The sequence below is a fragment of the Sphingomonas sp. GC_Shp_5 genome (genome assembly GCF_026540855.1).
In the GTDB taxonomy this organism is placed as follows: Bacteria; Pseudomonadota; Alphaproteobacteria; order Sphingomonadales; family Sphingomonadaceae; genus Sphingomonas.
This window is the reverse complement of sequence record NZ_JALNUP010000014.1, coordinates 1-22,262: the sequence shown is the minus strand read 5'-3', so window position 1 is coordinate 22,262 and position 22,262 is coordinate 1. Positions and strand designations below refer to the sequence as shown.

Genomic DNA, 22,262 nt, shown 5'->3' with positions numbered 1-22,262 from the left:
CCATCGGACGCGCGGCGCATGGCCACGCGTTTCGCCTATGCTGCGAGGCGTAGCGCCGGATAGGCGCGGCAATGGCGGATGGCCCGGCTGATCAGCCCGCCGCACCCATCGCCGTAGCGGTGAGCGTAGATCACCCCGACCGCCTCCATGTGCGAGAGGCCCGCAGCACGGCGCAACGCGCGGATAAGGTGCGGGTGCGCGCTCTCGATTGCTTCAAACATTGTCCTAGTCCCTACGTATTGGGCAGGCTCATCAGCGGCCGCTTGCCCAGATCGGCCGGACAGCAACACGCCCCGCAGGGCGCGCGCCGTTTCGCCTTACTTGAGGAGGGAGAGGAGAGCGCCGAGGACGGCGACGGCAATGGTGATGGTGGCAACGTTGATCGCTGCCAGCTTCACGAGCTGGCCAGAGAGCGCCTTTTCCATCGCTTGTTGGGTGACGAGGTCACGCATTGCGACATCAGCCATAGCACGCGCCAGAGTGTCGGCGCCATCCTTGCCCAACCGCGTGTTCTTCACGCGCTGGGCGAACTCCAGAGTATCAAAGGGGGCGTTCATCTACATTCTCCGTGGGATGCGGGGGCGGATCAATGCCCGCCCCGTCGTCCCGTCCTAGTCAGCCCATCCGGGCACCTATTCCCGCCGCGTCTCCGCTGCGGTGACTGTATAAATGCAGATGCACGTAAGATGTTCAAGCGTTTCGAATGGGTCCTACCTAGGGATGCGACAGACGGTAAGCGGCTTGGGACCCCTTTTTGCAGATGTGCCCCACCCTCAATACTTAGGGTTAGTCAAAGATGGATCGAGCAACACATTTGCGTGTAGCACCGCACATTTCAGTGAGTGCCGTCACGCTCCAGCCAGTTGGGACGCGATGACGAGGGGCGCTTGCCGCATTCCGAACAGCGGAACCCGAGCCTTACGTTCGGCACCTTCATGGCATCGGACAGGTGGTCGACGTTCGCGATCGCCCAGTGGTGGCAGGAGCAGTGCAGCTGGTCCGATCGAACGCCCAGGCTGCGCATATTGGCGAGATCCATCCAGCGCGCCTCGCCGCTCCAATCCGCATCGTCGCTCATCGCGACCTTGGAACGCAACGAGAACAGATTCGGCAAGCGGTCTTTGACGACCCCGCGTCCCATCGCATCCCAGGTTAAAGCGTGGTTCAGCCCGGCAAGCTACTACGATGAAATCGGGAGACAAAGATGACCTATCGAGATCAATCGCTAGAGTTCCTCCGAGCCGCTATGCGCCTCCAAGACGAACATGGCAGCGCCATCATCGCCGCGCATATCTGTTACGCCATCGAACTGCTTGAAGAAGGAGCAGCAGAGGCTAGCTCCCCGGTGCCGGGCCCTCTACTGCACTGAAGCAATGAGCCAGTTCACGTGCTCCAGCGCCTGAGCGATTTCAGATGCGGCGCCAGCTTCGTGACTGGCCTGTAGAAGGTGCAAGGCTTCGGCTAGCATATCCCGCAAATTTATGAGGCGTTCCAGGTTCGTAGTCATACCTGCAACTACGCCGTAACGCCGTTCAGGATGCCTGAGTTAATCAAAGTTTATGCGATTTTGGCGCTAAGCCCGATGCTCGCTGACGTCACCTCGAATGCGCATCCAAACAGCTAGCCCGAGGTCACTGATTGGCACGAGAGGTTCGACTATAGCCGAGTGGCGTGAGCTCCCAGCGGCCGCGCAGCTGGATCAGGCTCTTGGTCGCCAGCCCATCTAGCACACCGCCCTCAGTGTCCTCCGGGATGGCCCACCCCTGCCCGTCATGCTTTGCTGCATCGATAGTCGCCTGCTCGGCAGCGGTGAGGTTGCTCATCTATGCTGGCTACCGTTCATTCCACGAGACCTCAAGCCGAGCTTGGCCGCGCCTATTTAAGCTGACTCGGAGCTTCGACTCCAATCCCGACCGGTCACTTCCCGAGCACGTCATTGCCAGGTTCCCGCGAGCCCGTGCCGATGGCCAACAACTCAGCAATTCGAGCTTCAGCGGCAGCTATGACCATCTCTAGCGCGTCGGCCCGGGCATCGAGAGCATTAGCCGCATCCAGCATCGACTCGCGCATGCCAGATGGATCAAGGTGACTCGCGAGATCACGGTACCCCTGCGCACGCAGTCGCAAGTCCCTTGCTGCAGTCTCGCTGGTCATTCCCGTCCGTATTAGCCGACAAACATGTCCGGCGAATTGCCCGATGTTAGGATGGGTCGAAGCCCGCACGGGCTAATGGGCTAAGCCACTCAGCAGCTCATCGATCATGATTGCCGCGGACCGCCACTTGGCTGCGCCAGGCACATCACTCGCTTCCAGGCACAGGTTGATTTGGGACAGAACCGCCTCGAACGCCATCTCGTCGCCGTGCTTCTCGATCGCCATAGCCACAACTGCCCAAACATCTTGGATGCTCATGGCCGCCTTGTACGCGACTTGGCCTTCTCAAGCGCGTCAAGCAGCAGGTGTAGATCCTCGGTCATCAAGCCGCTGATATCGTCGATTATCTCTCCCGGGCCATGGAGCACCGCGAAGCTGTGCAACCGGCCGATGGAGCCGTCTAGCTGCTGACTACGCTGAACCTCTAGCCCAGCGGAACCGAGGGAGCTGTCGTCTTCATCGTCATAAGGGGCAAACGGCATCAGCGATATTCCGGATCTGGCAGCTTGCCCGTTTAAGCCCGATCCGGGCGCAGGCTCAAGCGCAGCTTCTCCTTGCGAGCTACGACAGCCGCCTTGGTACGTCCTAGCGCTGTGGCTATCGCGGGTACCTTCAGCCCGTTGGTGATCACCTCCTGTAGTTGAAGATCATCGTTGGAAGTCCAACGTCGAAAGGGACGGGGTTCGGGATGATACGACATCAGCTCGCTGGACGCGCAGGGAGGCGTTGGTATCCCTCCCGGCAAGAAGGATCCTGGCTCTCCGCCTAAACTGGCCGCTATCGCCTTAATGTGGCGCCGTAGTCCCGGCATGGAAGCGTTAACGAATGGCCCTTAGGTCGTCTTCAGCTGCCAAACCCGGTACCGCCTCTTCTACGGATGCAGACCTTCCATGTCAGATTTCGCGCTTCTCAAGCGCCAGCACGCAGAGATCCTAAACACCGCACGTGATCTCGACCAACTTCTCGCGAATGCGACACCGAACGAACTTCCAGCCGTAGCACAGGTGCGCATGCGCTTGGCCGGCTTGATCCAGACCCATCTCATCACCGAGAATCAGGTGCTCTACGAGCCCTTACGGCAACGCGGCCTCACAGGCAGCATACCCAATTTCGCGTTTCTTGCAGAGGAAATTCAGCTGGCCCGGACAGCTTATTCACAGCACATCGGGGCCTGGAACCGCCGCGCAATCTCGGAGAATTGGAACGGATACGTTCAATCAACTCGGAAGCTACTCGGAACCATTGAGAAGCTAGTTCGCCTCGAAGAAGGCTTTCTTTTCCCGGTTGCTCAGCGACTTTTCACCGCTGCTCGCCAGGATCAAGTGACGAGCAACGCCTTATCCTGATCCAGAACCAGTAGATCAGTCATTGGTTCTAACTCGTTCGATCTTTGGGAGATGTGATCTGTGACTGAGATCAATGGGTTCGCGGCAGAACGCGATCGACGACACAAAGTGTTCCAGCCATGTCAGCTCGAAATAGATCGTGTGCAACGGAAAGCCCACGTGCTGAACATCTCGCTTTCAGGAGCGCTGGTTCACCTGGATGGCACGGTGACTGTAGGACAGTTGGTTACGCTAACCTGCGGCCCGCTGAGGCGATCAGGGCGAGCTGTCTGGACTGGAGGTGGTCGTGCCGGCGTCGTCTTCAATGTCCCCCTCGCCCCCGTGCAGTTAGACGGTGTCCTGCTCGGAGTCTAATGAGTTGATTATGAACGCTATTTCATGCAAATCGCAACCACCCTTTAACTAGCAGCAACCTATCAACAGGCGATGTTAAATCCGGTCGAGATTGTGCCAGCCTTCTCCTATGAGGGCGCTCCCAAGCTCCGAGCCGAAACTGCATCTTACGTAGCCCGAGCGCTAATTTTGATAAGCCGCTCGCGCGATTTGGTGGAGCAAGACCGGACTGACGAGGTAGCGTTGCTGGGAACCTATCGGCTGCAGGCGGCAGACCTGCTGGGCGAATACCAGCTATTTAAGCATCGGATGCTCTTTGACCCCGCATTTGTGTGTTCACGCCGCTCCCAGGCGGCCCGGGGCCTGAAGGTCGAGTGCATTCTCATGGGTGAATGCTTCTCTGCGTTCCATGCGCGGTGGCAGCATTCCGATCCTGGTGTGGTGTGGCCGATGTTCAAGGCCGACGTCATTGCTGTCACGGACCAATTGCTGAAGCATCTTCAGATCGAGCAGGTTGGGATAGATCGCCTTCTGAATGGCGGTTGACCGGAAGGCATCCAGGTAGATGCTTATAGATGATCGCTGACGGTTTGGAGGGGCTTAGCCAGCGCCATTACGATAGTTCTCTCCGCCAACAGCGCGCATCCAGCACCAAAGGCCACAATGACCACGAACTGGATGATTGCTGACATATGCGCGCTATGCTCGAGCTGCTGCTGAACGGAGCGCGTGCGCTTTCGCGGGACGGCGCGACGGTCCCCGAGTGCTTCAACTTTACCATGAGGCGCCCGCGCCGGCGCGCAGCTGGTGAGCTCCTGGATGTAGACCCTGTCCTGCGTCCGTACGCCGAATTGAGCATCTGCAGCCCAGACAACCTTTCCGATGATGGGTGTCGCCAAGCCGCGGCGGATCTCAACATAGCTTCTGGGGCTTGGCGAAACACTCGATCGCAGCATCAAGCCGCGCGACGACCAATTCAGGATAGTTGCATCCGACCAAACGTCAGCCACGCGGATGCGAACAGACAAAGCAACGCGCTGCCGCAGTTCGCGGTTGCGAAATCCAGGCGCCAACCGCCCGATGCCCTCTCCACCAAAAGCCATATCGATCCGGCCTGTTTCAGCGGTTACTACGCAAGAGAGATTAAGGTTTTGTTGTATACAGCGGGCCCTCATGCTGGCGCGTATTCTCTGATCAGCACAGCTGCCATACAGGCGTGCCCGCTCTGAACGCCGTTCACGGCCACATCGTACCAGCTCCAGTAGATCTGGCCGTTCGGGGCGCATCGTAGCTTGGGAAATACCAGCTTGCGGTTCGTGTTGCGGCCGACATCGAGAAACTGAGAGGCAACGACGTTGCCCGGGTCGCCGACATCAAATTGCGTGTAGCTGCCGTCTTGCTGCCTGCTGCCGTAAAACTCGAAATCAAAGGCGTAACTTGGCTCGAAACCGGCGATGGCGTCGTTGATCGGATAGCCAGCAAGGTTGGTGTGGTTGGACTGGATCACCTGATACGGCGCGTTCCCGCTGCTGGTGGGATCGGGCAGCTGCCCATAACCGTTGGCATCTGACAGATTGCCGGTGCGCGGCTGGATGACCCAGGGCAACGCCTTGTTCTGATCGCCATCACGCAGCACCGTCGAGCTGGTCTGCTGGTTGTGAAACCATTCGTTCCAGCTCGGCACCGGATTGCCTGGGCTATCTTGGTCACAGTTGATTTTGCAGACACGCCCGGTCGCCGTCCACGCGGTTGAGGTCGACGGCGCTGGCATCTTCGTCTGCGATGGTGTCGGCGTAGGCGTGGGACTGGGGCTTGGTGTCGGGCTCGGCGTGGGAGTCGACGTCGCCGGTGCATTGTCGAGGGTCGCCGCGATCGTGGTGAGCGCCAGCGCCCGCAGAGAACAGGTCCGCATCGCATGGTAGAGGACGCTGTTCTGCTCGACCAAGCCACCGCCAAACTGCGCTTTGATGTTGGCGGCGACCTGGTCCTCCAAGGCAGCTAGATCCAAGGCGTCTTGCTTGTAGAGGGTCATCACTCGACCTCCATGTGGCCGCACTCGAAGCACCGGCGCCAGCGGGCGCCGGGGCCGGAGCCTTGCAAGGCATGGGGCCAGTGCTCGTGCTTTGGCGCGCCGCGGAGCAACCAGCCGATCCGGCGAACAATGCCGCCAGCGACGGCGCGTGCGAAGCTGGGCTTCGGGGTGATCGGGGCGTGCATCATGCCTCGGCCCTCCGGCAGATCTCGACGACCCGCCGCGCCGTAGCAGCGTCCATCATCCCGATGTGGCAGTTCTTCGGCTCAACCCCGAGTTGAGCAGCTAGCCATTTGTACCCCTTCCCGCGGGCATGGCCCTTGCTGAGGCCGGACAGGCGCTGCCGCTTTTCCCACAGCGGATCGAACGCAGCGTGCGCGGCCGAGCGCGCGCGGCGCGTCACCGGTCCAGCTGGTGAGCCAAGCGCTTTGAGGGTGCCGGGATGGACGCCGCAGTAAGCACCACAGCTGCATCGCCAGAGCCATTTGTCCGCGAGATCGGGCCGGTGTGGGTAGACGGCAGAGCCGCCCACCATCGTCACCTGGCCGTCGGAACAGTCAGCGCACGCTGGCGCGATGGAGGCGAGCGCCTCCGGCGTGAAGTCGCGCGGGTCGACCGCAATGTCGGCGCTCATGCGACACCGCGACTCGGCGAGAAAAGCGCCTGTTCAAGTTTGCAGTGGGCCCGAAAACCCGCGGAAAACCGTGGGTGGAACGAACCGCGAATACTGCAAACTATCGGCTGTTTTGCTGGGGTCGAGGAGGCTTTGCAGTCCTCTGCGTCACCACTCCGCCATCGGGCCTCAGGAGCGTGGGAGGGCGGCTGATGGGAGGTTTTTCCCGGCCGGTCAACCACCCGCGTGGCCGCCGAGGTAAATTCCTCATGGGGCTGCCGCCAAGGGCCGTCGCGCGGCACGAAATGTGGCCTTGCCGGAAAGCGCAAGCAGTCCAGCACCGCGCCCGTCGGATCGCCGCAGCAATGGCGCAAAGCGTGCAGCGCTTAGATCGACTAAGGGCACCGCCCTCTTTTCGGGCGCGCAGGACAGCACAAATCCACGGCGAGCCGCCGGCATCTTGGGTCGGGGACGGTGGCTCGCCGAGTAAAACGCTCAGTTGCTGTCCGAATCGTCGTTGTCATCGCTGTCGGCGATGATGATTACGCCGGCGATCACCGCCACGACTGCGATCGCCGCGATGATGAAGCCCCCACCGGCAAGATTGTTCTTCTTGGCCGTCGGAGTACCGATCCGCGCCGATTTCGCGACCGACAGGCTGGCAGCCGGGTTTGCCGGTGCCGCCACAACTGGTGCCGCCACCAGCGCGGCAGCGGCTAGCGCCAATAGGGATTTGGCAATCATGATGCGCCTCCTCTTGTGAGTGCTCAGTGCATGCCCTTCACTGACGATTTACTATAGCACTGCGACGAACCGTGTACTGATCACGACGAAATGTAACGCGAAAATACATTTATCATTTGGTTTAATGATCATAGTTAGTGCGACATCAGTGGACGCTCACCCCATTTTCCGTCGCAGCAACGCCTCGACCAGTGGCACGTCGGCCGGCGGCATCGCGAGCCCCGCCATATCCTCGGGTCGCGCCCAGCACAGCTCGCTCGCTTCCAGCGCCTGCGGGACGCCCCGCCACGTGGAAACGGCATAAAGCAGCAGCAGCAGGTGCCGGCGCCCGAGATCGGCGCTGGCGAAGGCGACCGGGGTGAGGTCGGCCACATCGACAACAATGCCAAGCTCCTCGCCGAGTTCGCGCACCAGCGCCGCCTCGGGCCGTTCGCCGGGCTCGATCTTGCCTCCGGGGAACTCCCACAGGCCGGCCAGTTCCTTGCCGTCGGGGCGGCGCTGGAGCAGCACGCGGCCCTCGTCGTCGATCAGCGCCGCGGCGACCACCGGCAGCAGGGTCGCGAACATGACAGCCGTGTCAGCCATTCATTAAGCACTCCTCCGGTAATCAGCCCGCATGCCATGCCGCCGCACCTTCCAGCAACTGCGCTCCCGCCTGCCGCGCGTGTTGCGCGACAACCGCGGCGCGACGGCGATCGAATATGGGCTGATCGTCGCGATGATCGTGATCGCGATGATCGTCGCGCTGAAGAACCTGGCCGGTACCACGATCGGCATGTGGAACAACGTCAGCACCAAAGTCGATCAGGCCAGCTGACCGTAAAATCCGCCGAGACCTTAAACCTTTGGCAACCTCGAACACGTAGTGAACGGTTGCTGGTCCGGTAACCCCGGTTCAGCCGGGTGACTGAAGCTTTTGAATATGGAGACCGGAATGCAGAACATTCGCAAGTTCATCAAGAACTCCAAGGGCGCGACCGCAATCGAGTACGGCCTGATCGCCGCGCTGATCGCCGTGGCCGCCATCGCCGCCATGCAGGGCCTGGGCAACAAGCTCAAGACCACCTTCAACAACGTCTCGAGCAACATGTCGGCTACCTAAGCAGCCGGTTACCTCGAACGAACACGAGGGCGGCGGCACCACGGTGCCGCCGCCCTTTCGTTGTGGGTACTCGCCGCACTTCAGTGGTCGTCTCAGCGCAGGCTGAGGTCTCGAGCGCCTACAGCCGCCCCATCGCCAGGAACTTCTCGCGCCGGCTCTGCCGCAGCGCCTTGGCGTCCATGCCGTCGAGCGCCGCCAGCGCCTCCTCGATCGCATCGCCCAGGCTCGCGATCGCCACATTGGGCGCGCGGTGCGCCCCGCCGAGCGGCTCGGTGACGATGGTGTCGATCACCCCGAACGATTTGAGGTCCTGCGCGGTGACGCGCATCGCCTCGGCGGCGTCGGCGGCCTTGTCGGCGGTACGCCACAGGATCGACGCGCAGCCCTCGGGGCTGATCACCGAATAGATCGCATGCTCGAACATCAGCACGCGATTGCCCGCGGCGAGCGCCACCGCGCCGCCCGAGCCGCCCTCGCCGACGATCGCGGCGATCACCGGCACCCCGGCGTTGAGGCACGCCTCGGTGGAGCGCGCGATCGCCTCGGCCTGGCCTCGCTCCTCGGCCTGGATGCCCGGGAACGCCCCCATCGTGTCGATCAGCGTCACCACCGGCAGCCCGAACCGGTCGGCGAGCTCGACCAGCCGGATCGCCTTGCGATAGCCCTCGGGCTTGCCCATGCCGAAATTGTGCCGCAGCCGGCTCGCGGTGTCGTCGCCCTTCTCATGGCCGATTGCCATCACCTTGCGGCCGCGGAAGGTGGCAAAGCCGCCCATGATCGCCTGGTCGTCGGCAAAGGCGCGATCGCCCGCCAGCGGCACGAACTCGTCGAACAGCCCGGCGGCATATTCCTTGAAGTGAGGCCGCTCGGCGTGGCGCGCGACCTGCGTCTTCTGCCAGGGCGTCAGCTTGGCGAACGTATCCTTGAGCAGCTTGTCGGACTTTGCCTGGAGCCGGGCGATGTCGGCGGCGAGGTCCACCTCGCCATCGGCGGCGGTGTCGCGGAGTTCGTCGATCCGCCCCTGCAGCTCGGCGATCGGCTTCTCGAAGTCGAGGAAACTTACCATGAGCGGCGGTTAAGCGGGCCGCGCGGCTACGTCAACGAGCGGCGCATCGGCAAGGGGGTGGCGGGTATTGACCAGCTCCACCAGCCGGCTGGCGTCGACATGGGTGTAGATCTCGGTGGTGGCGATATCGGCATGGCCGAGCATCGATTGCAACGCACGCAGGTCCGCGCCGCCCTCGAGCAGATGGGTCGCAAAGGCATGGCGCAGCACGTGCGGGCTGACCCGGTCGGGCGGGATGCCCGCCTCCGCCGCCAGGGCCTTGACGAGCTGGTACAATCGGATCCGCGACAGATGCCCCTTGCCCGAGGGGAACAGCCAGGCGCGGTCAGCGGCGACATGATCGCGCCACACCGCCACCGCGGCGCGGGCGCGGTCGGAGATCGGCACCAGCCGCTCGCGCCCGCCCTTGCCCTTGAGGATCAGGAACGGCCGGTCCGGCGCCACCGCGTTGCGCGGCAGGCTGACCAGCTCGGTGGCGCGCAGTCCCGATCCGTAGAGCAGCTCGATCAGCGCCGACAGCCTGAGGTCGTTGGGGAGGGGATGCACCGCACCGGTGCGCTCGGCAATCACCGCGAACAGCCGGTCGACATCGGCATGGCTCAGCACCTTGGGCAGCGACCGCCCAGTGCCCGGCCGCGGCAGCGCTGCGCCCGGATCATCGGCACGCAGCCCCTCGTCGGCGAGGAAGGCGAAGAACCGGCGCAGCGCCGCCGACTTGCGCGCCACCGTCGAGCGCGCCAGCGGCATCCACTCCGCCGCCAGCGTCTGCAAGGCCGCGGTATCCGCCGTCGCGAGCCCGCCGTCGATCGCGGCCGAGGCCAAGGCGAGGTCGCTGCGATAGGCGGCGACGGTGTTCGCTGCCGCACCGGCCTCGGCGGTCAGCATCTCGAGGAACCGTTCGATCAGCGCGCGATCCGTCGACATGTCGCCGCCCCCCGCTTCCCTTGCCATGTCACTCTTCCGCCCCCATCCGTTCGCCCTGAGCCTGTCGAAGGGCATGAGTCTCAATGTGCTTCGACAGGCTCAGGGCGAACGGCATAGTTGGTTCGGCGCGTCAGCCGCGCGCAATCGCCTCGGCGGCGATCATCCGCGCTTCGCCATCGAGCCCGACGCCGCGCAGCGCGCTGACGATCCGGTAGAGCATCGCCGGCGCGACCCCCTTCCACGACGAGGTCTGCATGCCGATCGCCGCGAGCAGCACCACCGTGCCCGGCTGGTTGGCAGCGACGGCGCGGTCGAGCGCCTCGGTCCAGCGGTTGGTGGCGCCGACCCGCACGTCGAGCGCCTGGGCTGCCCGCTCGACATCGTCGGGCGACAATCGCCCTAGCCCCGCAAGCCCCGCAAAGAACAGCCGCTGCTTGAACGCGGCATCGCCGTGGCCGGCATAGGTGGAAAGGTCGCGATAGCTGCGCCGCGCGTCACGATCGGGATCGGCGAGCAGGATCATCGCCCAGGCGTCGCTGCCTTCGGGCACCGCGTCCAACCAGCGCGCCGCGCTGCGGTCGAACCCGGCCGACAGCATCGATGCGACCAACCAGCCGGCATCGTTGACACCCGTGCGTGCCGGCAGGCGCCCGGCGGCGCCCGCGGTCAGCACCAGCCGCGCATAAGCGGGATCGGCACTGGTCGCGCCCCACAATTGCCGCATCGCCGTTACCCGCCCATCGTAGGTTGGCGCGACATAGGCCGCCTGCAGGTCGTTCGCCGCCGCGGCCGCCTGGCTCGGCATGTCGTCGCCGGCATCGACCGCGCCATAGGCATCGACCAGCGCCGCCGACGACAACACGCCCTGCGCCGCGGCCGCTTCCGCCGAACTCAGCCGGTCGGCGAGCCGGATGCTCGGCGACAGCGCATACCAATAGCGGGTCTGCGCGCCGGACGAGGCCAGCAACTCGTCGGGGATCGCCACCCCGGTCGCGGTGGCGAGGCCGAACCGCCACGCGCTCAGCCGGTCCACCCCGGCCCATTCAATCGTCACCGCCTGGGCGCCGTTGGGTCCGGCGCCGACCACCTTCTGGGTCAGCTGCAGGTCGACGCCGGTGGCGATGTTGCGCCGCCGCGCCGCGGTCAGCAGCGCCTTGGCGCGCGCCGGCTCGCCGACCAGCCCGGCACAGATCGCCTGCGCCATCGTCCAGCCGCGCTCATGCGTCGTGGCGAGACCCGCGTCGGCGAGCGGGCACAGCTCGGCCGGGTCCCCGGTCGCAAGCGCGGTGTTCATCGCCACCTGGTAGAGCTTGGGCGTATAATGGGCGTTGTCGACGCTCTGAACCACCGCGCGGGCCGCCACCGCCTCGCCCATCCGCAGCAACAGCCAGGCGCGCTCGGCGGCGAAGTCGGCGCCGTTGAGGTTGGTCGGCGTCTGCACCTGCGCCGCCAGCGTCCGCCGCAGCAGGATCGACAGCCAGCGCGACGGCAGCGGCGCCGCGGTGCGCCGCATCAGCCCTTCGAGATACCGCCCATCGGCATCACCGAACGCATCCGCCGCCAGCGTGCCCTCGCGCGGCCCGGCCGGCCCGACCAGGTCGAGCGAGCGCCGCGCCGAGACAGGCATCTCATATTGCGCGAGCACCGCGGGATCGATCGCCGCGGGCGTCGGTGTCGGCGATGGCGTCGCACTGGGCGTGGGGAAGGGCAGCGGCTGCACCGTCGCGAGCGGCGGCACGACGGGCGTCGCTACCGGTGCCGGGGCATTGCCCGTCGGTCGCGGCATCGGCGCGGGCGGCGCGGCAGGCTCGCCGAAGCCGGGCGGCAGGATCGACTGCGGCTTGTCCTGGCCAAAGGCCGGCAGCCCGGCGACGGCGCCCGCGGCAACCAGCGCCAGCAGCGCGACGCCGGCGCGCGCGCTAGCTGAGATTCGCAAGCGTCACGGCCTTCTCGACATGGGTCTGCGGCCGCTCGCTGGCCCGGCCAGCCAGCAGGAACAGCCCGCCCACTACCACCACGACGAGGACGATGACCGAGATCGCGAAGCGTGACATACCAAACCTTGTGAACTGACGCCGCCGGAGCCTGTTGCCCGGCGGTTGCCCGCTGTATAGCGCGCTGAGCCATGTTGCAAAGCGCCAACCCCCGGCCGGTCGGGCCCGACGGTCTACCCGCACGCCCGATCGTGCTGGTAGGGCTGATGGGCGTCGGCAAGTCCACGGTCGGCCGCCGCCTCGCCAGCCGGCTGCGCCTGCCGTTCGTCGACGCCGACCACGCCATCGAGGAAGCCGCGGGGATGAGCATCCCCGAGATCTTCGAACGGTTCGGCGAGCCCTATTTCCGCGACGGCGAGCGTCGCGTCATCGCCCGGCTGGTCGACGGCCGCCCCAAGGTCATCGCCACCGGCGGCGGCGCGTTCATCAACGATGAGACCCGCGCGCTGATCCTCGCCGAAGCCACCGCGATCTGGCTTAACGCCCACCCCGACGTGCTCGCCGAGCGCGTCGGCCGCCGCGACACCCGGCCGCTGCTGCGCGGCCGCAACCCGCGCCAGGTGCTCGCCGAGCTCGCCGCGGTCCGCAACCCGATCTACGCCGAGGCGCATATCCACATCATCAGCAACAAGGGCCCGCACGAATCGACCGTGCAGGCCATCCTCAAGGCCATCGCACCCAAGGCGCCCCCCGCATGACCACCATTACCGTGTCGCTCGGCGCGCGCAGCTACCCGATCCACATCGAGGCGGGCCTGCTCGCCCGCGCCGCCGACCATCTCGCCCCGCTCGCGCGCGGCCGGCGAATGGCGATCGTCACCGACGAGCATGTCCGTCCCCATCTCGCCACCCTTCAGGCATCGCTCGACGCCGCCGGGGTCGCCAGCGAGGCGATCGTGCTGCCGCCGGGCGAGAAGACCAAGAGCTGGGCGCAGCTCGAGGCGCTGTGCGACGCGCTGCTCGCGCTCGGCATCGAGCGCGGCGACCATGTGATCGCGCTCGGCGGCGGCGTGATCGGCGACCTCGTCGGCTTCGCCTGCGCGATCCTCAAGCGCGGCTGCCGCTTCGTCCAGATCCCCACCACGCTGCTCGCCCAGGTCGACAGCTCGGTCGGCGGCAAGACCGCGATCAACACCCGCGCCGGCAAGAATCTGATCGGCGCCTTCCATCAGCCCGCGCTGGTGCTGATCGACCCTTTGGTGCTCGAGACGCTGCCACCCCGCGAGCTGCGCGCGGGCTATGCCGAGGTGGTCAAATACGGCCTGATCGACGACCGCGCCTTCTTCGAGTGGTGCGAGGCGAATGGTGCCAAGCTCCTCGCCGGCGACCTGCCGGCGCGCGAACAGGCCATCACCCATGCCGTCGCCGCCAAGGCGCGGATCGTCGCCGCCGACGAGCATGAGACCAACGGCATCCGCGCATTGCTCAACCTCGGCCACACCTTCGGCCATGCGCTCGAGGCCGAGGCCGGTTTCTCGTCAGCGCTGATCCACGGCGAGGGCGTCGCCGCCGGCTGTGCGCTGGCCTTCGCCTTCTCCGCCAACCAGGGCATCTGCACCGGCCAGGACGCCGGCCGCGTCGCCGCTCATTGGCGCCACGTCGGGCTACCCGACGGCCTCGCCGCCGCCGGCATCGCCGCGTCGGGCGCCCGCCTCGTCGAACACATGCGCCACGACAAGAAGATGGCGGCGGGCACCCTGCCCTTCCTCCTCGCCCGCGGTATCGGCGAGACCTATCTCGACAAGACTGTCGACCTCGCGGTGGTCGAGCAGTTCCTCGACGCGCAACTGCGCTGAACACAGCCCACACCGCCCGTCATCCCAGCAAAAATCCGGGATGACGAGCGGGCGCGACGGTAGCCGTGATGGCCCCGGTCAGAACCGGAAGCGCACGCCGAGCGAATAGGCCCGCTCGATATACAGCACTTGGCGGCGATAATTGCCGTCGTCATACTGGCGGTCACGCTGGATCGGGTTGCCGAGCAGATTGACGATGTCGAAGGCCAGCGTGATGTTGGGCAGCGGGGTCATCGTCGTCGAGAAGTCGAGCTGCCCACGACCCTTTTCAATCGTCGGATGCGCGATCGGGTCGAACGTCTCCAGCGAATAATAGGACACGAAATCAGAGCGGTAATTATAGGCGAGCCGCGCCGAGAAGCGTGGCTTCTCGTACAGGGCGATCACGTTGTACGCCCATTTCGACACGCCGGGGAAGCGCTGCTGCTGGTTGTCGTAGGTGGCGCCGAAGTTGGGCTGGAGATCGCCCTTGGCATCGATGAAGGTGCCGTTGGCCTGGACGCCAAACCCCTTCGCCCATTCGGGCAGGCCGTTGATGTCGAGGAAGCTCGTGAACTGCACTTCCGCGCCCTGCAGACGGGTGCGACCGAGATTGACCGGCTGGTCGACCGCAACCAGTCCATAGGTCGGATCGCGGTAGACATTGTTGACCGTGGCCAGGAAGCCCTTCACGTCGTGGCGGAAGACCGCCGCCGTGAACGAACCCGTACGCGAGAAGTAATATTCCAGGCTGACGTCGTAGTTGTTCGAGGTCAGCGGCTTCAGATCGGGATTGCCTTCTGATCCGCCCCGCGCGCAGTTGCGGCTGTTGTAGGTCGAACTCGTCGGATCGAGACAGGGGCTACCCTCCGGGAACGTCGGTGGGGTCCCCAGCGTCAGGTTGGGCCGCAGATCGATGAAGTTCGGCCGGGTCCGCGTCTTCGTATAGGCAAGCCGCAGCTGCAGCTTGTCGGTGAACGCGATCCGCGCGCTGCCGTTTGGCAGATAATCGGTATAATCGTTCTTGGCCGTGCTCGGGGCGATCACGCCGTCGATGCTCGACGTGGCATCGACGCGGGTCTTGGTCTTCACCGCCCGCAGGCCGGCCAGCCCGTCGATGGTGATGCCGCCGAGATCGAAGCCGTATTTCAGCTGTGCATAGGCGGCATAGGACTTTTCGTTCGCCCGGAAGCGCTGCAGCGGATCGAAGGCGACGGTCCCTGCCGGCTCCCTGAAGAAGGTGCGCAACGCGGCCAGATTGTCGCGGATGCTGTCGCGGGTCAGCGCCGCATAGGCAACGTTCGGCTGTGCATTGTTGAAGGTGAAGCCAGGCAGGGTGGCCCGCACGTCCGCCCCCGGCAGCGAGGTCAGCGGTATGCCCTGGTCTTCGAACAGGATGTTCGGCGCCCCGTTGACGCCGGGAACCGCGACATTGTTGTAGATGCTGCCGAAATCGCGCGCAGCGTCACGATCGTCATAGCGAACGCCGAGCTGCAGCCGCTTCAGGAAGCCGAGGTCGAGGTCGTAGGAAAGGTCGGTGCGCGCCTGCCAGTCCTTGCCGCTCACCACCGTCAGTTCCTGGTAGAGACCACGAGCGACGAAATTGGCCGGATCGGCGATGTTATAGTTGAGGAAGGTCTGCGACGGCCCGCCATCCTGATCTGCCGACACGTCGAAGTTCGAGAAGTGGCTCGGCACGCCGCGCGTGGCATAGTCGACGTTGACCAGATTGGCGGTGTAGGTGCTGTCCGTATAGGCAACGTCGGCCGAGATCTGCAGCCGGTCCTTGGTCCAGTTGGCGCCGGCGCCCCCCTGGTAGGTGTCGGTCTTGCCGTTGAACGAACCGGTATAGCCGTCGGGTCGCACCGCGCCGCTCACGACCGCGCTGGCGATCTGGTTGGTGCCCGGGATGGTGGTCACGTCCGTCAGCGTGATCGCGCCGAAGTTCGGGATGAACATCCAGCGGTTGTAATCCTTCGACCGGAAGCCCTGGTACAGGCCGTCGGCGTAGATCTCCAGGTTGGAGGTTGGCTTCCACTGGAAGGCGGCGTTGGCAGACGGCCGATAGCGCGCGCCATAGCCGAGGAAATTGCCCTGCGCGTCGGGGAAGCGGAGACCAGCCGCGGCACCCGGCGCGCTGTTCCCCACCGTGCCATCCGCATTGGGCGTATTGGTCGTGGCGATCACCACCGACTGCTCGCGCGAGGAATCCATGAAGTTGATGCCGACATAGGACGCATTGAGCAGCAGCCCCATTTCGCCGATGCCGGTGTTCCAGCGATCGCTGATCAGCAGGTTGCCGTTGGGCACGATCTTCTCGGACTGTTGCGAGAGCACGCCGTTCAGCGAGCCGGACAGCTCGAAGCCGTTGAAATCGAACGGTCGACGGCCGCGCACGTTGATCTCGCCGGCGATGCCACCCTCGATCTGGTTGGCGAGGCCCGACTTATACACCTCCAGCGCGGCAACCGTACCGGCGGGGAAATCCTGGATCTGGACGTAGCGCCCTTCGGCAGTGAAGATCTGCCGGCCATTATAGGTGGTGGTGAGATCGGGCAGGCCGCGCACGGTGACACCCGCCGACTCGCCGCCACCGCGGGTCACGGCGACGCCGGCAACACGCTGCAGCGCCGACGACGCGAAGGTATCCGGCAGCTTGCCGATATCCTCGGCGACGATCGCGTCGACGATGCCGTCGGAGGTGCGCTTGATCGTCTGTGCCGATTCGAGGCTGCGGCGAAGCCCGGTGACGATGATGTCGCCGCCGCTTTCGGTGGGGCTTTCCTGGGTCGAAGGCTGCGGCGTCGCCGGATCGGCACTCTGGTCGGAAGCGGTGGTCGGCTTGGGCAACTCCTGCCCGGTCGCCTGCACATCGCTCGCGCTGGTGGCCACCTGATCCGTCGTCTGTGCAGTTGCCGGCGTCAATCCCGCCAATGCCATGGTCATGGTCGCCACGGACGCGCACAGAAGTGCCTTCGCTTTCATACCCTCTCCCCTTCATTGCCGCGATTGTCGTCTGGCGGCTAACGGGCTCCTGCTAAAATGATTGTGTCCGTGTCGCAACACGATTTTGTCCGACATATCCGAATTGTGTCGAACCGCGTTTAATTGGCAACAATCCCGGTCGCTTGGTGCCTCGGCGGCGGGCGGTGCGAGTAGGAATATCTACGGCTGGAGACCCGCCAGCCTCTGCTTCTACCCCGCCGTTACCAGCGGCGCATGCCGATCGACCAGGATCGCGCTCGCCTCGTTCATGCCCACCACCTCGACGACGATGCCGTGCCGGCGCATCGCCGCCACCACGTCTTCCAGCGCGCCGACCGCGGTAATGTCCCACAAATGCGCGGCGCGCAGATCGATGCGCACGGCGCGCGCGCTGTCGCGCAGATCGAAGCGATCGGCGAAGATCTCGGCGCTGGCGAAGAACACCTGCCCGGTCACCGTATAGATCCGGGTATCGCCCGCCGCGTCATAGCCGATCGCGACGTCCATCATCCGCGTCACCTTGAACGCGAAGAATACGCCGCTCAGCAGCACGCCGACGCCAACGCCGGCGGCAAGGTCGTGCGTCGCCACCGTCACCGCCACCGTCGCCAGCATCACCGCACCCGACACCTTGGGATGCCGACCGAGGTCGCGCAGCGAGCCCCAAGCAAAGGTACTCGCCGAGACCATGATCATGATTGCGACCAATGCCGCCACCGGCACCTGCGCCACCCAGTGGCGCAGCGGCACCATCACCACCAGCAGGAACACGCCCGCCACCAGCGTCGACAGCCGCCCGCGCCCGCCATAGCGGACGTTGCCCACCGTCTGGCCGATCATCCCGCAGCCGGCGATGCCGCCGAACAGGCCGGCGGCGATGTTGGCGAGGCCGAGCCCGGTGCATTCCTGCGCCTTGGGGCTGGTGGTCTCGGTGAGCTCGTCGACTACGCTCGCGGTCATCATCGATTCGAGCAGGCCGACCGCGGCCATCGCCAGCGCATAGGGCGCGACGATCGCGAGCGTCGCCCAGTCCAGCGGCACGCCCGGCCAGCCGAGGTGCGGCAGCGACGCCGGCAGCCGGCCGAGATCGGCGACGGTGCGCAGCGGCATCGGCACCCAGATGCTGATCGCGGTGAGCACCACGATGCAGATCAGCGGCGAGGGGATCGCCTTGGTGACGCGCGGCACCAGATAGATGATCGCCAGACCCAGCGCGATCATCGCATAGGTGTGCCAGCTGACGCCGAGCATCTGCGGCACCTGCGCCGAGAAGATCAGGATCGCCAGCGCGTTGACGAAACCGGTGCGCACCGATCGCGACACGAAGCGCATCAGCACGTCGAGCTTGGCGAGGCCGAAGCCGACCTGGAACAGCCCGGCGAGCAGGGTCGCCGCGAGCAGATACGGCAGGCCATGGGCATGGACCAGCGCCGCGGCGACCAGCGCCACCGATCCTGCCGCGCCCGAGATCATCGCCGGTCGGCCGCCGGTGAAGGCGATCACGATGCCGATCACGAACGAGGCGAACAGGCCGACTTCGGGATCGATCCCGGCAACGAACGAGAAGGCGATCACCTCGGGGATCAATGCGAAGGTGCCGACCATGCCGGCGAGCACGTCGCCGCGGGCGGCGGCAGGGCCGGCATACCATTGGCCGCGATAGCGGGAAAAGGAGAAGGTCATGATCGAGAAAGTCCGCATGAGCCGCCGCGCGCGCCGCCGGGCGGTGCGCGTGTGAGATGCAGGGGCGTTGCGTTATCCGGCGGATCGGCGGCCGGAATAGCCACCCGGAATTTCACCGGGTCCAAGCGAATGACCGCGCCTTACCCCGCGACCACGATCGATGCAAACCGCCGGGCCGAGCCAGGTCGGCGGTGACGGCAGCCTAGCCGCGCAGACGCCACGCCAGCCACAGCCAGCCGCCGATCAGCAGCGCGCCGCCGATCGGCGTGATCGCGCCGAACCAGCGCGGCGCACCGATCGCCATCAGGTACAGCGTCCCGGCAAACAGGGCGCCACCGACCACGAACAGCCACGCCGGCCCGCGCGCCTCCATCCGCACTGCGACCAGCGCCGCGACCGCGTGGATCAACTGGTAATGGCCGCCGGTCTTGAGCCATTCGGCGGCCTCGCCGTGCGCGCCATGCGCGCCGAACGCCCCTGCCGCCACCGCGAGCGCGCCGGACAGCGCCGCCAGGATCGCGACGATCATCGCGGCTCATTGCCCCAGGGCTGCTGCGCCGCGACGAGCGAGCGCGCGGCACGGATGTCGCCCGCCTCGATCTGGATGCGCAGCCGTTCCTTGTCGCGCGCGCGGTACGAGCTTTCGGCGCGGTCGATGTCGGCGGTCGAGACGCCGAGCCCCTGCAGCGCCACCCGCCCCATCTTCACCGCCGATTCGAGCACCTCGCGCACCACGTAATCGGCGGATCCCTTCTTGAGCTTGACCAGCGCCCGCCGGTCGAACGCGCGCACGTAGATCGCCGCCTTGGGGAAGGCCTCGTGCACACCTTCCAGCGTGTCGGGCTGGATCTGGTCGCCATCCATGCAGAAGCAGATCATCTCGGCATCGGCGGCGCCCGCCTGGCGCAGCAAATCGAGCCGGGTGCCGTCGCCATAATAGACCTTGGCGCCGAACTCGCCGGCGATGTCGATCATCTCGATGTCGGTGTCGATCAGCGTCACCGGAATGTCCTGCATGCTGAGCATCTGCCCCACCGTCTGGCCGAACCGGCCGTAGCCGACGATGATCGCATTGGCGCCGTCCGCGGTCGGCCCGTCGCGCTGCTGGTCCTTGGCCACCGGCTCCTCGCGAAAGCGGCGGGTGATCCCCATCAGGAACGGCGTCGTCGCCATCGACACGGTGATGATCGCGGTAAACAGGCTGACCGCCTCGGGCGCCACCAGATAGCCCGCCTGCGCCTGGGCGAACAGCACGAAGCCGAACTCGCCGCCCTGGCTGAGCAGCAGCCCCAGCGCCAGCGCGCTGCGCCAGGTCATCTTGAAGCCCATGCCGATCGCAGAGATCACCGCCGTCTTGGTGGCGATCAGCGCCAGCGCCATCGCGATCACGAACACCGGCCGCTCGGCGATGGCGTTGAGGTCGAGCAGCATGCCGACCGCGAGGAAGAACAGCCCGAGCAGGATCGAGCGGAACGGCTCGACATCCGCCTCGAGCTCGTGGCGATACGGGCTGTCGGCGAGCATCACCCCGGCGATAAACGCGCCCAAGGCGGTCGACAGGCCGAGCGCCTCCATCACCGCCGCGCTCGCGATCACCGTGAACAGCCCGGCGAACACGAACATCTCGCGCTCGCCGAGATTGCCGATCAGCCGGAACAGCGGCCGCAGCAGGAAGCGCCCGGCGAGGATCAGCCCGCCGACCGCGATCAGCGTGTAGATCGCGAGCAGCCAGCCGGGCGGCGCGTTGGCATCCGCCGGGTTGCGGCTCAGCGCCGCGACGATCGTGATCAGCGGCACGATCGACAGGTCCTGGAACAGCAGGATTGAGAAGGCGCGCTCGCCAAACGGCGTGCGCAGCCGCCCCGCCGATTGCAGCATCGGCAGCACCTGCGCGGTCGACGACAGCGCCAGCGGCAGCCCCAGCGCGAGCGCCGCGGGCAGAGAGAACCGCCCGAACAGCCACACCACCGCGGTCAGCGCCACCCCGCACAGCGTCACCTGGATCAGCCCGAGCCCGAAGATCTCATGCTTCATCCGCCACAGCCGCGACGGGTTGAGCTCGAGCCCGACCAGGAACAGCAGCAGGGTGATGCCGAGTTCGGCGATCCCCATCTTGCTCTCGGCATCGCCAACCAGCCCGAGCACGTGCGGCCCGACCACCGCGCCCGCGACCAGATAGCCCAGCGTCGCGCCGAGCCCCAGCCGGCGGAACAGCAGCACGAAGAACAGCCCGGCGCCGAGCAGCACCATGCCGTCGCGCAGCATCGATCCCGGTGCGGCATCATGCATGCGCGGGCGCTCCGTCGGCGGTGGCACGCGCGGTCGCGGCCGCCTCGGCAGCGGCCTCGAACGCGAGCCGGATCGAGGGGTGGCGCGCGGTATAATCGAGCGCCGGCGCGAACACGTCCATCCCCGGCCAGTCCGGCGCCGCGCCCTCGCGCGCCAGCCAGGCGGTCAGCCCGTCGCGCGCTGCAGCGAGCTCCTCGGGTGTGCGGCCGAGCACATGCGCGGCGAGCAGCGACGACGATGCCTGGCCGAGCGCACAGGCGCGCACCAGCAGCCCGACGTCGCTCACCCGCCCCGCCGCGTTGACGATGACGTCCACCGTCACCCGGCTGCCGCAGATCGGCGAGCGCCGCTCGGCGCTTGCCATCGGCGCCGGCAGCCGCTCGTGGTGGGGAATCGAGGCGGCGAGCCGCAGGATCTCGGCATTGTACAAAGGCGCGGTCATGACGGGTCGCTCTCGTTGCCTACGGTGGTGGCGGCGGGTTGGGCGGCGGATGGCGTGCGGCTGCCGAACACCGGCAGCCCGCGGCGGCGGCGGTCGACGAAATCGGCGATGCTGGCGCTGGTCGCGTTGAGCAACGGATAGGTGCGCGACGCGGTCATCCACGCCGGCCGCCGCGACGGGCCGCCGCCGACCGTGTCGATCACCAGCGTCGTCAGCAGAAAGGCGAGGCTCGCGAGGATCAGGCCCTTGAGGGCGCCGAAGCCGAACCCCAGCGCGCGGTCGACCGGCCCCAGCACCGAGGTCCGCGTCCGGTTGCCGATCGCGGTCGCGACCAGCCGGCCGCCGAGATAGGTGACGCCGGCGATGATCGCGAACGCCGCCACCGCCGCGCCCGAGACGGTGCCGATGCTGCGGCTCAGCATCGCCGCGAGCGGCACGTGGAACAGCTTCAGCATCGCCACGATCGCCACCCAGGCGAACAGCGACAGCACCTCGGTGACGAAGCCGCGCTTCAACCCGAGCAACGCCGCGGCCGCAACGCCGATCAGCACGATCATGTCCAATGCGGTAAGCCCCATGGGATCTTGATAGGGGCCCGCGCGCCGGATCGCTAGGGTGGGGTTACGGGGGTACGGGAGGAATCCCGACCGGGCTGCCCGCTGACGCCTACGGTCACCCTCGCGCACCATTGCGTCACCCCAGCGCAAGCTGGGGTCTCCTCGTGGCGCGGTCGTCGCCCGGCCCCACAAAGACCCCAGCTTGCGCTGGGGTGACGATGGAG

Annotated in this window: 28 protein-coding genes and 1 other annotated feature; of the genes, 6 read left to right on the top strand and 22 right to left on the bottom strand. The window is 66.0% G+C overall.

Features of this window, described 5'->3' with window-relative positions; all coding sequences use genetic code 11:
- Nucleotides 1–35 precede the first annotated feature (35 nt).
- The 7 genes from OXR60_RS12190 to OXR60_RS12160 all read right to left on the bottom strand — a co-directional run bounded on the left by OXR60_RS12190 (nt 36) and on the right by OXR60_RS12160 (nt 2,636).
- Nucleotides 36–221: a hypothetical protein gene (locus OXR60_RS12190; RefSeq protein WP_267396184.1), complete on the bottom strand. Its 186-nt coding sequence runs from the start codon at nt 219–221 to the stop codon at nt 36–38.
- A gap of 96 nt (nt 222–317) precedes the next feature.
- A complete protein-coding gene (locus OXR60_RS12185; protein WP_267396183.1) occupies nt 318–557 on the bottom strand; it encodes a hypothetical protein in 240 nt (79 codons plus the stop codon).
- A 278-nt stretch (nt 558–835) separates the two neighbouring features.
- Nucleotides 836–1,114: a hypothetical protein gene (locus OXR60_RS12180; protein WP_267396182.1), complete on the bottom strand. Its 279-nt coding sequence runs from the start codon at nt 1,112–1,114 to the stop codon at nt 836–838.
- 517 nt (nt 1,115–1,631) lie between these two features.
- On the bottom strand, nt 1,632–1,823 hold the full coding sequence (locus tag OXR60_RS12175) for a hypothetical protein (RefSeq protein ID WP_267396181.1): 192 nt from the start codon (nt 1,821–1,823) through the stop codon (nt 1,632–1,634).
- A 94-nt stretch (nt 1,824–1,917) separates the two neighbouring features.
- Nucleotides 1,918–2,070: a hypothetical protein gene (locus OXR60_RS12170; RefSeq protein ID WP_267396180.1), complete on the bottom strand. Its 153-nt coding sequence runs from the start codon at nt 2,068–2,070 to the stop codon at nt 1,918–1,920.
- 156 nt (nt 2,071–2,226) lie between these two features.
- A complete protein-coding gene (locus OXR60_RS12165; RefSeq protein WP_267396179.1) occupies nt 2,227–2,412 on the bottom strand; it encodes a hypothetical protein in 186 nt (61 codons plus the stop codon).
- Nucleotides 2,409–2,636: a hypothetical protein gene (locus OXR60_RS12160; protein WP_267396178.1), complete on the bottom strand. Its 228-nt coding sequence runs from the start codon at nt 2,634–2,636 to the stop codon at nt 2,409–2,411. The genes OXR60_RS12165 and OXR60_RS12160 overlap by 4 nt, the downstream gene beginning before the upstream one ends.
- 408 nt (nt 2,637–3,044) lie before the next feature.
- On the opposite strand from OXR60_RS12160, the gene OXR60_RS12155 reads away from it, so the two are divergent.
- Nucleotides 3,045–3,500: a hypothetical protein gene (locus tag OXR60_RS12155; protein WP_267396177.1), complete on the top strand. Its 456-nt coding sequence runs from the start codon at nt 3,045–3,047 to the stop codon at nt 3,498–3,500.
- 426 nt (nt 3,501–3,926) lie between these two features.
- Nucleotides 3,927–4,379, top strand: coding sequence for a hypothetical protein (locus OXR60_RS12150; protein ID WP_267396176.1), 453 nt, complete (start codon nt 3,927–3,929; stop codon nt 4,377–4,379).
- Nucleotides 4,380–4,402: 23 nt separating this feature from the next.
- Here the strand turns inward: OXR60_RS12150 and OXR60_RS12145 are convergent, their stop codons facing one another.
- From OXR60_RS12145 to OXR60_RS12125, 5 genes are all read right to left on the bottom strand, one after another.
- Entirely contained in the window at nt 4,403–4,936 is a 534-nt protein-coding gene (locus OXR60_RS12145) for a hypothetical protein (protein ID WP_267396175.1), read from the bottom strand.
- Nucleotides 4,937–5,004: 68 nt separating this feature from the next.
- A complete protein-coding gene (locus OXR60_RS12140; protein ID WP_267396174.1) occupies nt 5,005–5,865 on the bottom strand; it encodes a hypothetical protein in 861 nt (286 codons plus the stop codon).
- 184 nt (nt 5,866–6,049) lie between these two features.
- Complete coding sequence (locus OXR60_RS12135; RefSeq protein WP_267396173.1) at nt 6,050–6,499, bottom strand: zinc-finger-containing protein; 450 nt, start codon at nt 6,497–6,499, stop codon at nt 6,050–6,052.
- A 474-nt stretch (nt 6,500–6,973) separates the two neighbouring features.
- Complete coding sequence (locus OXR60_RS12130) at nt 6,974–7,222, bottom strand: hypothetical protein (RefSeq protein ID WP_267396172.1); 249 nt, start codon at nt 7,220–7,222, stop codon at nt 6,974–6,976.
- A 156-nt stretch (nt 7,223–7,378) separates the two neighbouring features.
- Nucleotides 7,379–7,807 (bottom strand): (deoxy)nucleoside triphosphate pyrophosphohydrolase, encoded by a 429-nt coding sequence (locus OXR60_RS12125; protein ID WP_276046567.1) that lies wholly within the window; start codon nt 7,805–7,807, stop codon nt 7,379–7,381.
- Nucleotides 7,808–7,838: 31 nt separating this feature from the next.
- Between OXR60_RS12125 and OXR60_RS12120 the strand changes: the two genes are divergently transcribed.
- Together OXR60_RS12120 and OXR60_RS12115 are read left to right on the top strand one after the other, a co-directional pair.
- On the top strand, nt 7,839–8,039 hold the full coding sequence (locus OXR60_RS12120; RefSeq protein WP_267396171.1) for a Flp family type IVb pilin: 201 nt from the start codon (nt 7,839–7,841) through the stop codon (nt 8,037–8,039).
- Nucleotides 8,040–8,156: 117 nt separating this feature from the next.
- Nucleotides 8,157–8,324 carry a Flp family type IVb pilin gene (locus OXR60_RS12115; protein ID WP_267396170.1) on the top strand — a complete coding sequence of 56 codons (168 nt, stop codon included), beginning with the start codon at nt 8,157–8,159 and terminating at the stop codon, nt 8,322–8,324.
- Between the two features lie 118 nt (nt 8,325–8,442).
- Here OXR60_RS12115 and OXR60_RS12110 read toward each other — a convergent pair whose 3' ends face one another.
- The 4 genes from OXR60_RS12110 to OXR60_RS12095 form a co-directional block, all read right to left on the bottom strand.
- A complete protein-coding gene (locus OXR60_RS12110) occupies nt 8,443–9,390 on the bottom strand; it encodes an acetyl-CoA carboxylase carboxyltransferase subunit alpha (protein ID WP_267396169.1) in 948 nt (315 codons plus the stop codon).
- Nucleotides 9,391–9,399: 9 nt separating this feature from the next.
- Nucleotides 9,400–10,314 (bottom strand): tyrosine recombinase, encoded by a 915-nt coding sequence (locus OXR60_RS12105; RefSeq protein ID WP_267396168.1) that lies wholly within the window; start codon nt 10,312–10,314, stop codon nt 9,400–9,402.
- 130 nt (nt 10,315–10,444) lie between these two features.
- Nucleotides 10,445–12,250 carry a hypothetical protein gene (locus tag OXR60_RS12100; RefSeq protein WP_267396167.1) on the bottom strand — a complete coding sequence of 602 codons (1,806 nt, stop codon included), beginning with the start codon at nt 12,248–12,250 and terminating at the stop codon, nt 10,445–10,447.
- Complete coding sequence (locus OXR60_RS12095; protein WP_267396166.1) at nt 12,234–12,368, bottom strand: hypothetical protein; 135 nt, start codon at nt 12,366–12,368, stop codon at nt 12,234–12,236. Before OXR60_RS12095 ends, OXR60_RS12100 begins: the two co-directional genes overlap by 17 nt.
- 71 nt (nt 12,369–12,439) lie before the next feature.
- On the opposite strand from OXR60_RS12095, the gene OXR60_RS12090 reads away from it, so the two are divergent.
- Nucleotides 12,440–13,006 (top strand): shikimate kinase, encoded by a 567-nt coding sequence (locus OXR60_RS12090; protein ID WP_267396165.1) that lies wholly within the window; start codon nt 12,440–12,442, stop codon nt 13,004–13,006.
- Nucleotides 13,003–14,103, top strand: a complete 1,101-nt coding sequence (gene aroB / locus OXR60_RS12085) for a 3-dehydroquinate synthase (protein WP_267396164.1) — start codon at nt 13,003–13,005, stop codon at nt 14,101–14,103. Before OXR60_RS12090 ends, aroB begins: the two co-directional genes overlap by 4 nt.
- 78 nt (nt 14,104–14,181) lie before the next feature.
- Here the strand turns inward: aroB and OXR60_RS12080 are convergent, their stop codons facing one another.
- From OXR60_RS12080 to OXR60_RS12055, 6 genes are all read right to left on the bottom strand, one after another.
- On the bottom strand, nt 14,182–17,028 hold the full coding sequence (locus tag OXR60_RS12080; protein WP_267396163.1) for a TonB-dependent receptor: 2,847 nt from the start codon (nt 17,026–17,028) through the stop codon (nt 14,182–14,184).
- A 249-nt stretch (nt 17,029–17,277) separates the two neighbouring features.
- Nucleotides 17,278–18,750 (bottom strand): SulP family inorganic anion transporter, encoded by a 1,473-nt coding sequence (locus OXR60_RS12075; RefSeq protein WP_267396266.1) that lies wholly within the window; start codon nt 18,748–18,750, stop codon nt 17,278–17,280.
- A 70-nt stretch (nt 18,751–18,820) separates the two neighbouring features.
- Nucleotides 18,821–18,876: a sequence feature (sul1 is cis-regulatory element that is thought to sense ions involved in sulfur or methionine metabolism; They are found in Alphaproteobacteria), on the bottom strand.
- 76 nt (nt 18,877–18,952) lie between these two features.
- On the bottom strand, nt 18,953–19,279 hold the full coding sequence (locus OXR60_RS12070) for a DUF423 domain-containing protein (protein ID WP_267396162.1): 327 nt from the start codon (nt 19,277–19,279) through the stop codon (nt 18,953–18,955).
- On the bottom strand, nt 19,276–21,039 hold the full coding sequence (locus tag OXR60_RS12065) for a cation:proton antiporter (RefSeq protein WP_267396161.1): 1,764 nt from the start codon (nt 21,037–21,039) through the stop codon (nt 19,276–19,278). The genes OXR60_RS12070 and OXR60_RS12065 overlap by 4 nt, the downstream gene beginning before the upstream one ends.
- Nucleotides 21,032–21,481, bottom strand: coding sequence for an iron-sulfur cluster assembly scaffold protein (locus OXR60_RS12060; protein WP_267396160.1), 450 nt, complete (start codon nt 21,479–21,481; stop codon nt 21,032–21,034). The genes OXR60_RS12065 and OXR60_RS12060 overlap by 8 nt, the downstream gene beginning before the upstream one ends.
- Nucleotides 21,478–22,059: a CvpA family protein gene (locus OXR60_RS12055; protein WP_267396159.1), complete on the bottom strand. Its 582-nt coding sequence runs from the start codon at nt 22,057–22,059 to the stop codon at nt 21,478–21,480. The genes OXR60_RS12060 and OXR60_RS12055 overlap by 4 nt, the downstream gene beginning before the upstream one ends.
- Nucleotides 22,060–22,262 lie beyond the last annotated feature (203 nt).

What these genes read in the sequence shown, in the direction of transcription:
- OXR60_RS12105 (WP_267396168.1), bottom strand. Translation starts at nt 10,314, where the DNA reads ATGTCGACGGATCGCGCGCTGATCGAACGGTTCCTCGAGATGCTGACC.
- OXR60_RS12125 (WP_276046567.1), bottom strand. Translation starts at nt 7,807, where the DNA reads ATGGCTGACACGGCTGTCATGTTCGCGACCCTGCTGCCGGTGGTCGCC.
- OXR60_RS12145 (WP_267396175.1), bottom strand. Translation starts at nt 4,936, where the DNA reads ATGGCTTTTGGTGGAGAGGGCATCGGGCGGTTGGCGCCTGGATTTCGC.
- OXR60_RS12055 (WP_267396159.1), bottom strand. Translation starts at nt 22,059, where the DNA reads ATGGGGCTTACCGCATTGGACATGATCGTGCTGATCGGCGTTGCGGCC.
- OXR60_RS12185 (WP_267396183.1), bottom strand. Translation starts at nt 557, where the DNA reads ATGAACGCCCCCTTTGATACTCTGGAGTTCGCCCAGCGCGTGAAGAAC.
- OXR60_RS12110 (WP_267396169.1), bottom strand. Translation starts at nt 9,390, where the DNA reads ATGGTAAGTTTCCTCGACTTCGAGAAGCCGATCGCCGAGCTGCAGGGG.
- OXR60_RS12090 (WP_267396165.1), top strand. Translation starts at nt 12,440, where the DNA reads ATGTTGCAAAGCGCCAACCCCCGGCCGGTCGGGCCCGACGGTCTACCC.
- OXR60_RS12135 (WP_267396173.1), bottom strand. Translation starts at nt 6,499, where the DNA reads ATGAGCGCCGACATTGCGGTCGACCCGCGCGACTTCACGCCGGAGGCG.
- OXR60_RS12165 (WP_267396179.1), bottom strand. Translation starts at nt 2,412, where the DNA reads ATGAGCATCCAAGATGTTTGGGCAGTTGTGGCTATGGCGATCGAGAAG.
- OXR60_RS12070 (WP_267396162.1), bottom strand. Translation starts at nt 19,279, where the DNA reads ATGATCGTCGCGATCCTGGCGGCGCTGTCCGGCGCGCTCGCGGTGGCG.
- OXR60_RS12130 (WP_267396172.1), bottom strand. Translation starts at nt 7,222, where the DNA reads ATGATTGCCAAATCCCTATTGGCGCTAGCCGCTGCCGCGCTGGTGGCG.
- OXR60_RS12120 (WP_267396171.1), top strand. Translation starts at nt 7,839, where the DNA reads ATGCCATGCCGCCGCACCTTCCAGCAACTGCGCTCCCGCCTGCCGCGC.
- OXR60_RS12140 (WP_267396174.1), bottom strand. Translation starts at nt 5,865, where the DNA reads ATGACCCTCTACAAGCAAGACGCCTTGGATCTAGCTGCCTTGGAGGAC.
- OXR60_RS12170 (WP_267396180.1), bottom strand. Translation starts at nt 2,070, where the DNA reads ATGCGCGAGTCGATGCTGGATGCGGCTAATGCTCTCGATGCCCGGGCC.
- OXR60_RS12060 (WP_267396160.1), bottom strand. Translation starts at nt 21,481, where the DNA reads ATGACCGCGCCTTTGTACAATGCCGAGATCCTGCGGCTCGCCGCCTCG.
- OXR60_RS12080 (WP_267396163.1), bottom strand. Translation starts at nt 17,028, where the DNA reads ATGACCATGGCATTGGCGGGATTGACGCCGGCAACTGCACAGACGACG.
- OXR60_RS12065 (WP_267396161.1), bottom strand. Translation starts at nt 21,039, where the DNA reads ATGCATGATGCCGCACCGGGATCGATGCTGCGCGACGGCATGGTGCTG.
- aroB (WP_267396164.1), top strand. Translation starts at nt 13,003, where the DNA reads ATGACCACCATTACCGTGTCGCTCGGCGCGCGCAGCTACCCGATCCAC.
- OXR60_RS12095 (WP_267396166.1), bottom strand. Translation starts at nt 12,368, where the DNA reads ATGTCACGCTTCGCGATCTCGGTCATCGTCCTCGTCGTGGTGGTAGTG.
- OXR60_RS12115 (WP_267396170.1), top strand. Translation starts at nt 8,157, where the DNA reads ATGCAGAACATTCGCAAGTTCATCAAGAACTCCAAGGGCGCGACCGCA.
- OXR60_RS12150 (WP_267396176.1), top strand. Translation starts at nt 3,927, where the DNA reads ATGTTAAATCCGGTCGAGATTGTGCCAGCCTTCTCCTATGAGGGCGCT.
- OXR60_RS12190 (WP_267396184.1), bottom strand. Translation starts at nt 221, where the DNA reads ATGTTTGAAGCAATCGAGAGCGCGCACCCGCACCTTATCCGCGCGTTG.
- OXR60_RS12155 (WP_267396177.1), top strand. Translation starts at nt 3,045, where the DNA reads ATGTCAGATTTCGCGCTTCTCAAGCGCCAGCACGCAGAGATCCTAAAC.
- OXR60_RS12175 (WP_267396181.1), bottom strand. Translation starts at nt 1,823, where the DNA reads ATGAGCAACCTCACCGCTGCCGAGCAGGCGACTATCGATGCAGCAAAG.
- OXR60_RS12075 (WP_267396266.1), bottom strand. Translation starts at nt 18,750, where the DNA reads ATGACCTTCTCCTTTTCCCGCTATCGCGGCCAATGGTATGCCGGCCCT.
- OXR60_RS12160 (WP_267396178.1), bottom strand. Translation starts at nt 2,636, where the DNA reads ATGCCGTTTGCCCCTTATGACGATGAAGACGACAGCTCCCTCGGTTCC.